We start from the raw sequence: 14,325 nt of genomic DNA on the forward strand, positions 1-14,325 counted from the left end.
TACAGCACGACGACGCCGAACCCACCGTTGCACGCCCGGAGCGCCCGCCATGAGTGCCAGCCCACCCCGCCGCCCGTCCACCGCCTACCGCTATCTGTTCGTGCTCGGCCTGGGCCTGCTGATCGGCCTGATTGCCACGGTGATGGTCGGCCGCGCACTGCAGGCACGCCGCGATCCGTTCCCGGACAGCCTGATGCAGGTGATGCAGCGGCAGGCGGATCTGCTGCAGCAGGCTCAGCAGCAGAACCGCTGCAGCCTGGCCGACAGCGTCCCGCGCCTGCAGGTGCTGCGCCTGCTGTCCAACGATCTGGACCAGGCCTTCCCCGGATTGAAGGACAGCCGGCAGTTCCAGCAGCACGCCAGCCAGTACCGGGCCGATCTCAATGCGGCATTGGCCAGCCCGCCGATCGACTGCAACGCGTTGGCGCAGCAGGTCCAGGCACTGCAGGACGATTGCCGGGCCTGTCATCAGGACTTCCGCTGATTCATCTTCGAGTGGGCGAAGGCCGATGTGGTTGGCGCCTTGTTCACGTTGGAAAGAGGAGGATTCGCTCACCCTGCTGCATGACGCAGTACCACCCAACGCACCCGCCTTCACGGCCAGGAGATGCCCCATGAAGATCCAGCTCATCGCCGCCAGTGTCATCGCAACCGTCGGCCTGGCCGGCTGTGCCACCTCGCCGGGCTACGGCGGTGGTGGTTACAACAACGGCGGCTACAACAACGGCGGCTACGGCAACAACTCCGGTTACAACCAGGGCCGCTGCGCCGACTGCGGCATCGTCACCCGCATCAATGCCGTGCAGTCCGGCCGTACCGCGCCCTCCGCCACCGGCGCGATCCTCGGCGGTATCGTCGGCGCGGTTGCCGGCCATGAGATCTCCGACCACACCGGCGGCAGCCGCGGCAACAAGAACATCGCCGCCGCCGCTGGCGCCGTGGGTGGCGCATTGGCGGGCAACCAGATCCAGAAGAACGTCACCAGCGATACGTATGACATCAGCGTGCGCATGGATGACGGCCGCACCATCGTGGTCAACCAGCGCGACCTCGGCGGCATCCGCGAAAACACCTATGTCCGCGTGGTCAACGGCAAGGTCATCCTGCGCTGAACCGCAGCGGGCCCCGGCCGATCAGAACCGGAGCAACAAAAAAAGGCCCGCTTGCGCGGGCCTTTTTCATGCCGGCAAGCGGCAGGTATTACGCCGGCTGGACCTTGTCAGCCTGCAGGCCCTTCTGGCCCTGCACCACTTCAAAGCTCACAGCCTGGCCTTCCTTGAGGCTCTTGAAGCCCTGGGTCTCGATGGCACGGAAGTGCACAAACACATCCTCGCCATTCTGCCGGCTGATGAAGCCGAAGCCCTTGGCATCATTGAACCACTTCACGGTACCGTTCTCGCGATCAGCCATCTCACTAACTCCCTTTGACTCTCTACTTGTTGTTGGATACGCCTGTTGGGCGGCTGACAAGCAAGGGGGAAGCGAGGTGCATCGATGCAGCGGATCGGAACGATCTTGCTTCATCAGGCCACGATCCACGGTGACCTTGCCAAGCTCAGCGACTGCAACTTAACCCGACCAAAACGAAAAAGCAACTGGCAAAAACCTTTCACTGTCAACCCCAAAAAGACAACCATACTGGACAGCATGGACCTCTCATTCATCTTGTATCTGCTAGCGGTCATTTTTGTCCTCATCGGCATCGCCGGCATCGTCCTGCCGGCCCTGCCGGGCATCCCACTGGTCTTCATCGGGCTGGTGCTGGCGGCCTGGGCAGACGGGTTCGTCCATGTCGGCTGGCCCACTCTGCTGATCCTCGGCGTGCTGACCGCGCTGTCGCTGCTGGTCGACGTGCTGGCGACCGTAGTTGGCGCCAAGCGCGTGGGCGCCAGCCGCAAAGCGCTCTGGGGCACCTTCATCGGCAGCATCGTCGGCCTGTTCTTCATGCCGATCGGATTGTTCGCAGGGCCGTTGCTGGGCGCGCTGCTGGGCGAGTACTGGCATACCCGCGAGCTCGGCCGCTCGACCAAGGTCGGGCTGGCCACCTGGCTTGGCATCCTGCTGGGCCTGGCGCTGAAGCTGGCGCTGGTGATCGCGATGCTGGGCCTGTTCGCCTTCGCCTGGTTCCTGTGAAGCATGCGGCCTTCACGCAGCGCGCACGCACACGCCGGGCATAAACCCGTGGGGCTGGCCGTTACCGGATGCAGCCGCCACACTGTCCCTCTTTCCGCATTCATTCCGAAGGGCCTGCTGCAATGACCCTCTCTCCGTTGTTTCCCCGCCTTGCACCGCTGGCGTTGGCCCTGGCCAGCGCGCCTGTGGCTGCCCAGGAATTCGCGCCCAGCGCCGAAGCCTCGCCGGCCGCCTGCGCGGCCATCACGACCGATGCTGCCCGTCTGGCCTGCTACGACCGCCAGTTCGGGCGTACGCCTCAGGCCACCGCCGAAGCTGATGCGGCCGCCGAAGCCGCCGCACAGGCACGTCGCGAGCAGCGCGACACCACGCGGGTGAGCCAGGGCGAGGAGAAGCTGCGCGAGCGTGTCAGCGATCTGTTCCGGTCCGAAGCGCCGGACAGCGCACTTGCCAATGCCGGCCGCGGTTCGCTGCTGGACAGCCGCTGGGAACTGGCCGAGGACTCCAAGCTGGGCCCGTTCCAGCTGCGCGCGTACAAGCCTGTGTACCTGCTGCCGGCATTCTGGACCAGCGACCGCAACACCATGCCGCACTCGCCGAACCCGGCCAACAGCGTGACCACCCCGCAGGTGCTGGACAGCGCTGAGCTGAAGTTCCAGATCAGCTTCAAGACCAAGATCGCCGAGAACCTGTTCGGCGACAACGGCGACATCTGGGCGGGCTATACCCAGAGTTCGCGCTGGCAGGCCTACAACGGCGAGGACTCGCGCCCGTTCCGCGAGACCAACTACGAGCCGGAAGTGATGATGGTGTTCCGCAACGGCTACTCGATCGGTGGCTGGCGTGGGCGGATGACCGGCATCAGCCTCAACCACCAGTCCAACGGACGTGCCGATCCGCTGTCGCGCAGCTGGAACCGGGTGATCCTCAACGTCGGCCTCGACCGCGAGAACTGGGCACTGGTGCTGCGTCCCTGGTACCGCATTCCCGAGACCCGCAGCGACGACAACAACCCGGACATCGAGGACTACATGGGCCGCGGCGACGCGACCCTGACCTGGAACCACAAGGGTCACGAGGTCTCGTTGATGGCACGTCATTCGCTGCGCACCGGTGACCGCTCGCACGGCGCGCTGCAGCTGGACTACGGCTTCCCGATCAGCAACCTGCTGCGCGGCCATGTGCAGATCTTCGACGGCTATGGCGAGAGCCTGATCGATTACAACCACAAGGCGACCTACGTCGGCGTGGGCGTGTCCCTGCTGGAGTGGTTCTGATGGATGTGACGATCTGGCACAACCCCGCGTGCAGCAACTCGCGCGGGGCGCTTAAGCTGATCCGCGACGCCGGTTTTGAACCGGTGGTGATCGACTATCTCGGCAGCCCGCCCGACGTGGCCACGCTGCGCCAGGTACTGGCCGAATCCGGCCTGGCCGCGACCGGGCTGGTGCGCAGCAAGGAACCCGAGTTTGCCGCACTGGGCCTGCAGGGAAGCGATGACGACGCCCTGCTGGCCGCGATGGCCACCCACCCACGGCTGATCAACCGCCCGGTGGTACGCACCGCGAAGGGCACCCGCCTGTGCCGGCCCCCGGAAACGGTGCTGGAGATCCTGTAACCCGCCCCGCTTTGGTAGAGCCGAGCCATGCTCGGCTGCGGTTTGCGTACCACCCGTGAATGCAGCCGAGCATGGCCCGGCTCTACAGAACGGGTTACCGCCAGTCGGTGATGCCTTCGCGGCGATAGACCTCGGCGAACGCCGGGCGCGCCTTCAGGCGTTCCGCATACGCCTTCAATACCGGCCAGTGGTCGCTGGGGGTGGGCATGTTGCGTGACCAGCGCATCAACATCACCAGCATGAAATCGACCACGCCCGGCGCATCGCCGAGCAGGTAGGGACCGCCGTCCTGCAGGTGTGCGGCAACGTGCTGCCAGGCCGCCTCCAACTGCTGCCGGGCCATCGTACGCACGGCCTCGATGCACTCGCCACCCGCTGCTTCATGCGGATAGAACCAGGCGCGGTATGCCGGCTGCACGGTGTTGGCGCACCAGAACATCCAGCGATAGGCCTCGCCGCGTTCCGGCGTGCCGACGGCAGGCAACAACCCTGCCTGCGGATGACGGTCTGCCAGATACAGCGCGATCGCGGCCGCCTCGGTCAGTACCTGGTCGTCGATCAACAGGGTCGGCACCCTGCCCGCCGGATTGAGCGCCAGGTAGGCATCTGATTTGTGCTCGCGCGTTTCGAAATCGAGCAGCACCAGTTCGTGCTCGATGCCGAGCTCGATCAGCAGCCAATGCACCACCAGCGAGGCGGTGCTGGTGGAACCATACAAGGTGGTGCGCATAGGACCTGTCCTGGGCGGGGAACGGCTGATTATGCGCGCTGTCCCCGGCGTGGTCAGCCGCAGGTGCTCATGCAGGTATCACGACGCTCGCCGCAGCCCATCATCGGTGCGCGCAGCGTGCAGTCGTGCGCCTTCAACTCGCAGGAACGGCGCAGTTCCGGATGCTCGATGTCCTTGCAGCGCTGGTCCGGCGTCGGTGCCACCTGCTGCTCGCAGCTGGACTGGCGGCTGCCGATCCCCTGGCTTTCGGCCATGCAGCTGCGATAGCTGGCCTGGCACTGCATCTGGCACTGGGCACCGGCGCTGAAGCCGCCCCCACCGCCATACGACGAGGACGACGTACTGCAGCCGGCCATGACCAGCAGGGTGACAAGGGAAAGGCTACGCAACAGGTTCACAGGACACTCCTTGTTCAATAGACCGGAAGACTGCCAGAAGAACGGGTTTCGCTCACCGATCCGCCGCAGTCGAGTACACACTGCGCCCGGGTCGCATCACAGGCGCGCGTGTTGGCTGCGGTGGCGCAGTACGCGCCGGCGCCACGTGCACCTTCGCAACGATGCCGCATCTTTTCGTCAACGATGTCGCTGCATCTGTCGATGACGCGCTCCTTGCCCGACTGACAGCTCTGCTGCGCCATCTCGGCCATCGAACGCGCCTGATCCGCGCACTGCATGTGCCGCTGCGCACACCCCGCCGCACACACACGGCCGGCCTCGCTGGTGGGTTGCTCGACGTAATACTGCGGCGCGCAGCCCACCATCAAGGCAAGGGCGACTGCGGCGAAAACATTGCGTATTCCTTGACGCACAAACAGCTTCCCTTGCCTGGCAACGCGCACACCCTAGCAAAGCCGCGCGGTTGCAATCGTTAAACGAAGAACGGCGCCACCCGGGCGCCGTTCTGCAATCGGACGGGCGTGGTCGACGCCGCGCCGATCACTCCACCACGACAGGAATCTTGCCGATGCGGGCCTGCCATTCGCGCGGGCCGGTCTTGTGCACCGACTCGCCGGTGGAATCGACGGCCACGGTCACCGGCATGTCTTCCACGGTGAACTCGTAGATCGCTTCCATGCCCAGGTCCGCAAAGCCGACGACCTTGGCCGCCTTGATCGCCTTGGACACCAGATAGGCCGAACCACCGACGGCCATCAGGTAGGCCGACTTGTGCTTCTTGATGGCCTCGATCGCGGCCGGACCGCGCTCGGCCTTGCCGACCATGCCCAGCAGGCCGGTCTGTGCCAGCACCTGCTCGGTGAACTTGTCCATGCGGGTGGCGGTGGTCGGACCGGCCGGGCCTACCACTTCGTCGCGCACCGGATCGACCGGACCGACGTAGTAGATGAAGCGCCCCTTCAGATCGACCGGCAGTTCCTCGCCCTTGTTGAGCATGTCGACCATGCGCTTGTGCGCGGCGTCGCGGCCGGTCAGCAGCTTGCCGTTGAGCAGCAGGGTCTGGCCCGGCTTCCAGCTGGCCACGTCTTCCGGGGTGATCGTGTCCAGGTCCACGCGGGTGCCCTTGGACGCGTCGTAGGTCAGCTTCGGCCAGTCTTCCAGCGACGGCGGATCCAGCATGACCGGGCCGCTGCCATCCAGGGTGAAGTGCGCATGGCGGGTGGCGGCGCAGTTCGGGATCATCGCCACCGGCAGGTTGGCCGCGTGGGTCGGGTAGTCGTTGATCTTGATGTCGAGCACGGTGGTCAGGCCACCCAGGCCCTGCGCACCGATACCCAGTGCGTTGACCTTCTCGTACAGCTCCAGACGCAGTTCCTCGATGCGGTTGGACGCACCACGGGCCTGCAGCTCGGTGATGTCGATCGGCTCCATCAGCGCTTCCTTGGCCAGCAGCATCGCCTTCTCGGCAGTGCCGCCGATGCCGATGCCGAGCATGCCCGGCGGGCACCAGCCCGCGCCCATGGTCGGCACGGTCTTCAGCACCCAGTCGACGATCGAGTCGGACGGGTTGAGCATGGCGAACTTGGTCTTGGCTTCCGAGCCACCGCCCTTGGCGGCAACGATCACCTCCACGGTGTTGCCCGGCACCACCTTGACGTTGACCACACCCGGGGTGTTGTCCTTGGTATTGATGCGCTTGCCGGCCGGATCGGCCAGCACCGAAGCGCGCAGCTTGTTGTCCGGGTACAGGTAGGCGCGGCGGATGCCTTCGTTGGCCATGTCCTCCACGCCCATGGTGGCGTCATCCCAGCGCACGTCCATGCCGATTTCCAGGAACACGGTGACGATGCCGGTGTCCTGGCAGATCGGCCGATGGCCTTCGGCGCACATCCGCGAGTTGATCAGGATCTGCGCGATCGCCTCCTTCGCTGCCGGCGACTCCTCGCGCTCATAGGCGGCGGCAAGGTTCTTGATGTAGTCGACCGGGTGGTAGTACGAGATGTACTGCAGCGCGTCGGCGACGGACTGGATGAGGTCTTCCTGCTTGATCGATGTCACGGATTGCTCGCTTGCTGAAGGCTGGCGGGGGTAATCCGCCCATTTTACCCCCTCCCTCGACCGTGGGGTGGTGGTGCCGGCCGCTGGCCGGCAAGATCCGACCCTGCCCTCTGTCACGCTGCGCCCCGCTGGCGCGTCCTTGCCCACATGAACGCCGAAACCGCCTTCCAGACCCACCGCCCACGCCTGATGGCGCTGGCCTACCGCCTTCTTGGCAGCCGCAGCGACGCCGAGGACGTGGTCCAGGACGCCTGGCTGCGCTGGGCCGGCAGCGATGCGGCCGCCATCGTCGACCCCGAGGCCTGGCTGGTGACCACCACCACCCGGCTGGGGCTGGACCGGCTGCGGGCAGCCAAGCGTGAACGCACCCACTATGTCGGCCCGTGGCTGGCCGAACCGCTGGCGATCACCCTCGAACCCGACCCGGCGCCCGGCCCCGCGCAGCTGCACGCGCTGGCCGACGACGTCTCCGTGGCCTTCCTGACCCTGCTCGAACAGCTCGGACCGGAGGAGCGCGCTGCCTTCCTGCTGAAGGAAGCCTTCGACCACGACTACCGCGAGATTGCCGAGCTGATCGGCCACAGCGAGGCCAATTGCCGCCAGCTGGTGCACCGGGCCCGGCAGCGCCTACAGTCTGGGCGGCCGCGCTTCAATGCCGATGCCAGCCAGCACCGGCAACTGCTGGCGCGCTTCATGGACGCTTCCCAGCGTGGCGACAGCGAGGCCATCCAGGCGCTGCTGCATGCCAACGCGCTGCTGGTTTCCGATGGCGGTGGCGTGGTCACCGCAGCGGTGCGACCACTGCTGGGTGCCGAGCGTATCGGCCGTCTGTACTGGGCCATCGCCCGTCGCGGCGCGGCGCATCCGGCACAGCTCGGCTACGTCAATGGCGAACCGGCGATCCTGCGTTTCGAAGGCGACCACCTGCACTCGATCACCACCATTGAGGTGGTCGATGGCCGCATCGCCAATCTCTACAGCGTGCTCAATCCGAACAAATTGCCGTCGGTTGTCACGCGCGGCGATGCTGCGGCGTCCTTGTAATGAAAGGCGGCCACCGTGGCCGCCGTGGAGCCGAAAATGTCCGACCACGCCTCGCCCCGCGTTCCCTACACCCGCCTGGCCGCCGATGCCTTCAAGGGCCTGCTGGCCACCAGCAAGGCGGTGCATGACAGTTCGATCGATCCGACGTTGATGGAACTGGTGTTCCTGCGCGTGTCGCAGCTCAATGGCTGTGGCTACTGCATGGACATGCACGGCACGGCGCTGCGCAAGGGCGGCATCGAACCGCGCAAGCTGGATACGCTGCCCGCTTGGCACGAAAGCCGCTTCTTCGACGACCGCGAGCGCGCGGCGCTGGGCTGGGCCGAGGCGCTGACCCGGTTGACCGATGGCGCACCGTCGCAGGCGGCGTTCGATGCGCTGGCACCTCACTTTGATGAAAAAGGCATCAGTGACCTGAGCATGGGCATTGCAGTGATCAATGCCTGGAACCGGCTGGGGGCTGGGCTGCTGCCACCGCTGCCGTGATTCTCGGCGGGGCCAGTCTCGCGCTGGCCTCGGTAGATCCACGCCATGCGTGGATGCGGGTGGGTCCAGCCCTTCGCATTGCGAAGGGCTCTGACCCGATTCGGGCCGATGGGGTCAGAGCCCTTTGCACAGCAAAGGGATCCGACCCCGTGCGGCCACACGGCTGCCCTGACCCCACCTGCACGTATCAGGCGCGCACAATGGCGGCATGCCCGCCTCTCCCATTGCCGGCGCTGCCGGCGCCAAGAAACCCAGCCTGCGCCAACGCTTCAAGGCGATGCGCAACCTGCCGCCGTTCCTGCGCCAGGTGTGGCAGACCAGCCGCGCACTGACCCTGGCCAGCCTCGGCCTGCGCCTGATCCGTGCGCTGCTGCCGGTGGCGATGTTGTACGTCGGCAAGCTGATCATCGATACCGCCCTGCACCTGAGCCAGCACGGAGCCGGTTTTCCGCCGATGGGCGAGGCGCTGTCCAGCGGCCTGCTCAATCCACTGCTCGGCCTGCTGGCACTGGAATTCGGCCTGGCGATCGCCTCGGACCTGCTCGGTCGGCTGGTCAGCTACGCCGATGCGCTGTTGTCGGAGCTGTTCGCCAACGCCACCAGCGTGCGCCTGATGGAACATGCGGCGACCCTGGACCTGGAGGATTTCGAGGACCCGGACCTGCAGGACAAGCTGGACCGCGCACGGCGCCAGACCATGGGCCGGATGAACCTGATGAGCCAGCTGTTCGGCCAGGTGCAGGATGCGATCACCGTTGCCAGCCTGGCCGTCGGCCTGCTGGTCTACGCACCGTGGCTGATCCTGCTGCTGGCGCTGGCGCTGGTGCCGGCCTTCATCGGCGAGTCGCACTTCAATGCGGCCGGCTACAGCCTCAACTTCCTGTGGACGCCGGAGCGCCGCCAGCTGGACTACCTGCGCCAGCTCGGTGCCAGCGTGGAGACGGCCAAGGAAGTAAAGATCTTCAACCTGCACCGGTTCCTGGTCGACCGCTACCGCAGCCTGTCGGCGGCACTGTTCCTGGCCAACCGCGCGCTTGCCCGGCGGCGGGCGTTCTGGGGCACGTTGCTGGCCGCGCTGGGCACGCTGGGCTACTACACCGCGTATGCGTATATCGCCTGGCGCACGGTGCGTGGCGATTTCTCGATCGGTGACCTGACCTTTCTCGCCGGCAGCTTCCTGCGCCTGCGCCAGTTGCTGGAAGGCCTGCTGATCGGGTTCTCGCAGGTGGCCAGCCAGGCGCTGTACCTGGACGACCTGTATTCGTTCTTCCAGATCGAACCGGAAATCCATTCGCGCAAGGACGCGGTGCGCGTGCCGCAGCCGATCCGCGAGGGCTTCGTGTTCGAGGACGTGGGCTTCCGCTACCCCGATGCCGAGCAATGGGCCGTGCGCCACCTGCATTTCCACCTGCACGCGGGCGAAGTACTGGCGCTGGTCGGCGAGAACGGCGCGGGCAAGACCACCCTGGTCAAGCTGCTGGCACGCCTGTACGAACCGGACGAAGGCCGCATCCTGCTGGATGGGCGCGACCTGCGCGACTACGACCTGGACGACCTGCGCGCCAATCTGGGCGTGATCTTCCAGGATTTCGTGCGCTACAACCTCAGCGCCGGCGAGAACATCGGTGTCGGCCAGGTCGAAGCGATGGACGACCGCGCGCGGATCTCCGATGCCGCCCGCCGCGGCATGGCCGAGGAAGTGATCGCTGCCCTGCCCGGCGGCTATGACCAGCAGATCGGCCGCCGCTTCCAGCAGGGCGTGGACCTGTCCGGTGGGCAGTGGCAGAAGATCGCCATTGCCCGTGCGTGGATGCGCGATGCACAGGTGATGATCCTGGACGAGCCCACCGCGGCACTGGACGCCCGCGCCGAGTTCGAGGTGTTCCAGCGGTTCAGGGAATTGGCGGATAATCGTACGGCAGTGCTGATTTCCCACCGCTTCTCTTCAGTACGCATGGCCGACCGCATCCTGGTGCTGGCCGATGGCCGGATCGAAGCCAGCGGCACGCACGAGCAGCTGATGGCACAGGGCGGCCGGTATGCCGAACTGTTCGAACTGCAGGCGGCCGGTTATCGCTGAGAACGCCTCTCGTTCCGCCTAATGAGAACCTGTCTCATTTGAGATAGAATTGTCCCGACGACTTCCGATAGATACGCCCATGTCCTCCGCTTTCGGCGCCGAAACGGTGCTTGAGGTCCGCCACTGGACCGACGCCTACTTCAGCTTCACCCTCACCCGTGACAGCGGTTTCCGCTTCGAGAACGGCCAGTTCGTGATGATCGGCCTGGAGACCGATGCGCGGCCGCTGCTGCGCGCGTATTCCATCGCCAGCGCCAACTGGGAAGAACAGCTGGAATTCTTCAGCATCAAGGTGCAGGACGGTCCATTGACCTCGCGCCTGCAGCACATCAAGCCAGGCGACAAGGTACTGGTCGGCAGGAAGCCCACCGGCACCCTGCTGATCAGCGACCTGCACCCGGGCAAGCACCTGTACCTGCTGGGCACCGGCACCGGCCTGGCGCCGTGGCTGTCGGTGATCAAGGACCCGGAGACCTACGAGCGCTTCGACAAGGTGATCCTGTGCCACGGTGTGCGCTACGAAAAGGACCTGGCCTATCGCGATTATTTCGAGAAGGAACTGCGCGAGCATGAGTTCCTGGGCGAAATGGTTGGCGACAAGCTGCTGTACTACCCGGCGGTGACCCGCGAGCCGTTCCCGAACCAGGGCCGCCTGACCTCGCTGATGGAAAGCGGCGAGATGCAGCGCACGCTCGGCCTGCCCGAGCTGAGCCCGGAAAACGACCGCGCGATGATCTGCGGCAGCCCACAGATGCTGGCCGACCTGCGCACCGTGCTGGACAGCCGTGGCTTCCAGACTTCGCCGCGCATCGGTACGCCCGGGCACTACGTGTTCGAGCGCGCGTTCGTCGAGAAATAAGCCGCCTCGGTAGCGCCGGGCCATGCCCGGCGGATATCGGTCGCCGGGCATGGCCCGGCGCTACCGGTCAAAGCAGCGCCTCGATGCCGCCGCGCAGCTGCTCCGGCTTGGTGGTCGGCGCATAGCGATCCACCACCTGGCCCTGGCGATCGACCAGGAACTTGCTGAAGTTCCACTTGATGCGGGCGATACCCAGCAGCCCGCGCTTCTGCTGCGACAGCCATGCCCACAGCGGGTCGGCACCCTCGCCATTGACCTCGATCTTCTGCGACAGCGGGAAGCTGACCGGGTAATCGATCGAACAGAACTGGCGGATCTGCGCGGCATCGCCCGGCTCCTGCGCGCCGAACTGGTTGCAGGGAAATCCGATCACCACCAGGCCGCGATCACGATAGTCCTGCCACAGCTGTTCCAACCCGGTGTACTGCGGGGTAAAGCCACAGCGGCTGGCCACGTTGACCAGCAGCAGCGGACGGCCCTGGTACTGTGCCAACGCCTGCGGCTGGCCTTCAAGGTCGCGGAAGCTGAAATCGTAGGCAGTGGTCATGGCGGATGGCCGTGGGCGGTGATTGCATGGTACCCGGGCAGCCACCCAGGGGGTGGCCCTGCTGCGGGGTGGCTTTGCCAACATGCCTTTTGACACAAGTGCGGGCGCGCCGGGCCGGGTTACCCTCGGGCCCTTGTTTGCCTTACCGGAGTATCGACCTTGACCACCCGCCTTGCCCTTGCCGTGGCCATGACCCTCGGCCTTGCCCTGCCCGCCTATTCGGCCAGCGCCGCCGCCCCGGCCGCCGCTGCCAATGCCCAGCAGGCCAATCCGTTCTTCGCCGACAGCCCGCTGCCGCTGCATTTCCCGCAGTTCGACAAGATCAAGGACAGCGACTTCGCCCCGGCCTTCGACGCCGGCATGGCGCAGCAGCTGAAGGAAGTGGAGGCGATCGCCAACACCAAGGCCAAGCCGACCTTCGACAACACCATCATCGCCCTGGAAAAGAGCGGTGACACCCTGGACCGCGCGACCACCGTGTTCTTCAGCCTGGTCGGCGCCGACACCAACGACACCCGCAAGAAGCTGCAGGCCGACTATTCGGCGAAGTTCGCCGCGCACAGCGATGCGATCGCGCTGAACGGCAAGCTGTTCGCGCGCATCCAGGCGCTGTATGACAGCCGCACCACCCTGGGCCTGGACGCTGAAGGCGTGCGCCTGGTCGAGAAGTACTACGACAACTACGTGCGCGCCGGCGCCAAGCTGTCCGAGGCCGACAAGACCAAGCTGAAGGAAATGAACGCCGAGCTGGCCAACCTCGGCACCAAGTTCAGCCAGAATGTGCAGTCGGAAGTGAACGCTTCGGCGATCACCGTCAACGACGTCAAGGAACTGGACGGCCTGTCCAAGGAGCAGATCGCCGCTGCCGCCGAAGCCGCCAAGGCTCGTGGCCTGGACGGCAAGTACGTGATCACCCTGCTCAACACCACCGGCCAGCCGCCGCTGACCAACCTGGCCAACCGTGCCCTGCGCCAGAAGATCTACGAAGCGTCCACCACCCGCGGCAGCCGCGGCGGTGAGTTCGACAACACCGCGCTGGTCGCGCGCATCATGCAGCTGCGCGCCGACAAGGCCAAGCTGATGGGCTTTGCCAACTTCGCCGCCTACAACCTGACCAACCAGACCGCCAAGACCCCTGAAGCGGTCAATGCGATGCTCGGCAAGCTGGCCCCGGCAGCGGTGGCCAACGCCAAGCGCGAAGCCGCCGACCTGCAGGCAATGATCGACCAGGAACAGAAGGCCGCCGGCAAGCCGACCTTCAAGCTGGAGCCGTGGGACTGGGCCTTCTACAGCGAGAAGGTGCGCCAGGCCAAGTACAACTTCGACGAATCACAGCTGAAGCCGTACTTCGAGATGAAGAACGTGCTGGAGAACGGCGTGTTCTTCGCCGCCAACCAGGAATTCGGCCTGACGTTCAAGCAGCGCACCGACCTGCCGGTCTACCACGATGACGTCACCGTCTATGACGTGTTCGATGCCGACGGCAGCCAGCTGGCGATCTTCATCTTCGACCCGTACGCACGCGCCTCCAAGCGCGGCGGTGCGTGGATGAACTCGTACGTCTCGCAGTCCAAGCTGACCGGTTTCAAGCCGGTGGTGGCCAATCACCTGAACATTCCCAAGCCGCCGGCCGGCCAGCCGACCCTGCTGACCTGGGATGAAGTGAGCACCACCTTCCACGAGTTCGGCCATGCCCTGCACGGCATGTTCTCGAACGTGAAGTATCCGTACTTCTCGGGCACCGCGGTGCCGCGCGACTTCGTCGAGTTCCCCTCGCAGGTCAACGAGATGTGGGCCGACAATCCGGCCATCCTGAAGAACTACGCCAAGCACTACCAGAACGGCTCGGCAATGCCGCAGGCACTGCTGGACAAGGTGCTGGCCGCGGCCAAGTTCAACCAGGGCTTTGCCACCACCGAGTACCTGGGCGCCGCCATGCTCGACCAGCGCTGGCACCAGATCGGCCCGGACCAGGTCCCGGCCGCCAAGGACGTGATGGCCTTCGAGCGCGCCGCGCTGGAGAAGGACGGCATCTACTATGCGCCGGTTCCGCCGCGCTACAAGACCCCGTATTTCAGCCACATCATGGGCGGCTACTCGGCCGGCTACTACGCCTACATCTGGTCGGAAGTGCTCGACGCCAACACCCAGAAGTGGTTCCGCGACAACGGCGGCCTGAGCCGCAAGAACGGCGACCACTTCCGCGCGACCCTGCTGTCCAAGGGTGGCAGCGTGGATGCGATGCAGCTGTTCCGCGATTTTGCCGGCCACGAGCCGCAGATCGAACCGCTGCTGGAAAAGCGTGGCCTGACCGGCACCGGCAACTGATCGTCGGCACCGCATAGCGTGAAACGAAAACCGCCCGGGAGACC

General features: G+C 65.6%; 16 protein-coding genes. 10 read left to right on the plus strand and 6 right to left on the minus strand.

The window, feature by feature from the left end; genetic code table 11:
• Window positions 1-49 precede the first annotated feature (49 nt).
• Together CLM74_RS14095 and CLM74_RS14100 are read left to right on the plus strand one after the other, a co-directional pair.
• Window positions 50-484 (plus strand): cytochrome c, encoded by a 435-nt coding sequence (locus CLM74_RS14095; protein WP_025876769.1) that lies wholly within the window; start codon window positions 50-52, stop codon window positions 482-484.
• A gap of 130 nt (window positions 485-614) precedes the next feature.
• On the plus strand, window positions 615-1,112 hold the full coding sequence (locus tag CLM74_RS14100; protein WP_033831530.1) for a glycine zipper 2TM domain-containing protein: 498 nt from the start codon (window positions 615-617) through the stop codon (window positions 1,110-1,112).
• An 88-nt stretch (window positions 1,113-1,200) separates the two neighbouring features.
• Here CLM74_RS14100 and CLM74_RS14105 read toward each other — a convergent pair whose 3' ends face one another.
• Entirely contained in the window at window positions 1,201-1,410 is a 210-nt protein-coding gene (locus CLM74_RS14105) for a cold-shock protein (RefSeq protein WP_025876765.1), read from the minus strand.
• Window positions 1,411-1,647: 237 nt separating this feature from the next.
• On the opposite strand from CLM74_RS14105, the gene CLM74_RS14110 reads away from it, so the two are divergent.
• The 3 genes from CLM74_RS14110 to arsC all read left to right on the plus strand — a co-directional run bounded on the left by CLM74_RS14110 (window position 1,648) and on the right by arsC (window position 3,751).
• Complete coding sequence (locus tag CLM74_RS14110; protein ID WP_033831531.1) at window positions 1,648-2,133, plus strand: DUF456 domain-containing protein; 486 nt, start codon at window positions 1,648-1,650, stop codon at window positions 2,131-2,133.
• A gap of 122 nt (window positions 2,134-2,255) precedes the next feature.
• The gene (locus tag CLM74_RS14115) at window positions 2,256-3,410 is read left to right on the plus strand and encodes a phospholipase A (RefSeq protein WP_032951931.1); all 1,155 of its coding nucleotides are present in this window, start codon (window positions 2,256-2,258) and stop codon (window positions 3,408-3,410) included.
• Complete coding sequence (gene arsC, locus CLM74_RS14120; protein WP_088101706.1) at window positions 3,410-3,751, plus strand: arsenate reductase (glutaredoxin); 342 nt, start codon at window positions 3,410-3,412, stop codon at window positions 3,749-3,751. The genes CLM74_RS14115 and arsC overlap by 1 nt, the downstream gene beginning before the upstream one ends.
• 94 nt (window positions 3,752-3,845) lie before the next feature.
• On the opposite strand, the gene CLM74_RS14125 is transcribed toward arsC, so the two are convergent.
• The 4 genes from CLM74_RS14125 to CLM74_RS14140 form a co-directional block, all read right to left on the minus strand.
• Complete coding sequence (locus CLM74_RS14125) at window positions 3,846-4,481, minus strand: glutathione S-transferase family protein (RefSeq protein WP_105164362.1); 636 nt, start codon at window positions 4,479-4,481, stop codon at window positions 3,846-3,848.
• Between the two features lie 53 nt (window positions 4,482-4,534).
• A complete protein-coding gene (locus CLM74_RS14130; protein WP_234003373.1) occupies window positions 4,535-4,879 on the minus strand; it encodes a hypothetical protein in 345 nt (114 codons plus the stop codon).
• A gap of 14 nt (window positions 4,880-4,893) precedes the next feature.
• Complete coding sequence (locus CLM74_RS14135; RefSeq protein ID WP_144435779.1) at window positions 4,894-5,130, minus strand: hypothetical protein; 237 nt, start codon at window positions 5,128-5,130, stop codon at window positions 4,894-4,896.
• A gap of 289 nt (window positions 5,131-5,419) precedes the next feature.
• Window positions 5,420-6,937, minus strand: a complete 1,518-nt coding sequence (locus tag CLM74_RS14140; RefSeq protein WP_025876754.1) for a fumarate hydratase — start codon at window positions 6,935-6,937, stop codon at window positions 5,420-5,422.
• A gap of 147 nt (window positions 6,938-7,084) precedes the next feature.
• Here CLM74_RS14140 and CLM74_RS14145 point away from each other — a divergent pair, with 147 nt between their 5' ends.
• From CLM74_RS14145 to CLM74_RS14160, 4 genes are all read left to right on the plus strand, one after another.
• Window positions 7,085-7,981 (plus strand): RNA polymerase sigma-70 factor, encoded by an 897-nt coding sequence (locus tag CLM74_RS14145; protein WP_105164363.1) that lies wholly within the window; start codon window positions 7,085-7,087, stop codon window positions 7,979-7,981.
• Between the two features lie 36 nt (window positions 7,982-8,017).
• Window positions 8,018-8,467: a carboxymuconolactone decarboxylase family protein gene (locus CLM74_RS14150; protein WP_025876752.1), complete on the plus strand. Its 450-nt coding sequence runs from the start codon at window positions 8,018-8,020 to the stop codon at window positions 8,465-8,467.
• 208 nt (window positions 8,468-8,675) lie between these two features.
• Window positions 8,676-10,547 carry an ABC transporter ATP-binding protein gene (locus tag CLM74_RS14155; RefSeq protein WP_105164364.1) on the plus strand — a complete coding sequence of 624 codons (1,872 nt, stop codon included), beginning with the start codon at window positions 8,676-8,678 and terminating at the stop codon, window positions 10,545-10,547.
• A 79-nt stretch (window positions 10,548-10,626) separates the two neighbouring features.
• Window positions 10,627-11,406, plus strand: coding sequence for a ferredoxin--NADP reductase (locus tag CLM74_RS14160; protein ID WP_025876750.1), 780 nt, complete (start codon window positions 10,627-10,629; stop codon window positions 11,404-11,406).
• Window positions 11,407-11,473: 67 nt separating this feature from the next.
• On the opposite strand, the gene CLM74_RS14165 is transcribed toward CLM74_RS14160, so the two are convergent.
• The gene (locus CLM74_RS14165) at window positions 11,474-11,953 is read right to left on the minus strand and encodes a glutathione peroxidase (protein WP_032978822.1); all 480 of its coding nucleotides are present in this window, start codon (window positions 11,951-11,953) and stop codon (window positions 11,474-11,476) included.
• A 159-nt stretch (window positions 11,954-12,112) separates the two neighbouring features.
• Here CLM74_RS14165 and CLM74_RS14170 point away from each other — a divergent pair, with 159 nt between their 5' ends.
• Window positions 12,113-14,281 (plus strand): M3 family metallopeptidase, encoded by a 2,169-nt coding sequence (locus CLM74_RS14170; RefSeq protein WP_080148431.1) that lies wholly within the window; start codon window positions 12,113-12,115, stop codon window positions 14,279-14,281.
• Window positions 14,282-14,325 lie beyond the last annotated feature (44 nt).

It is taken from the genome of Stenotrophomonas sp. MYb57, assembly GCF_002966815.1.
Taxonomy (GTDB): Bacteria; Pseudomonadota; Gammaproteobacteria; order Xanthomonadales; family Xanthomonadaceae; genus Stenotrophomonas; species Stenotrophomonas indicatrix.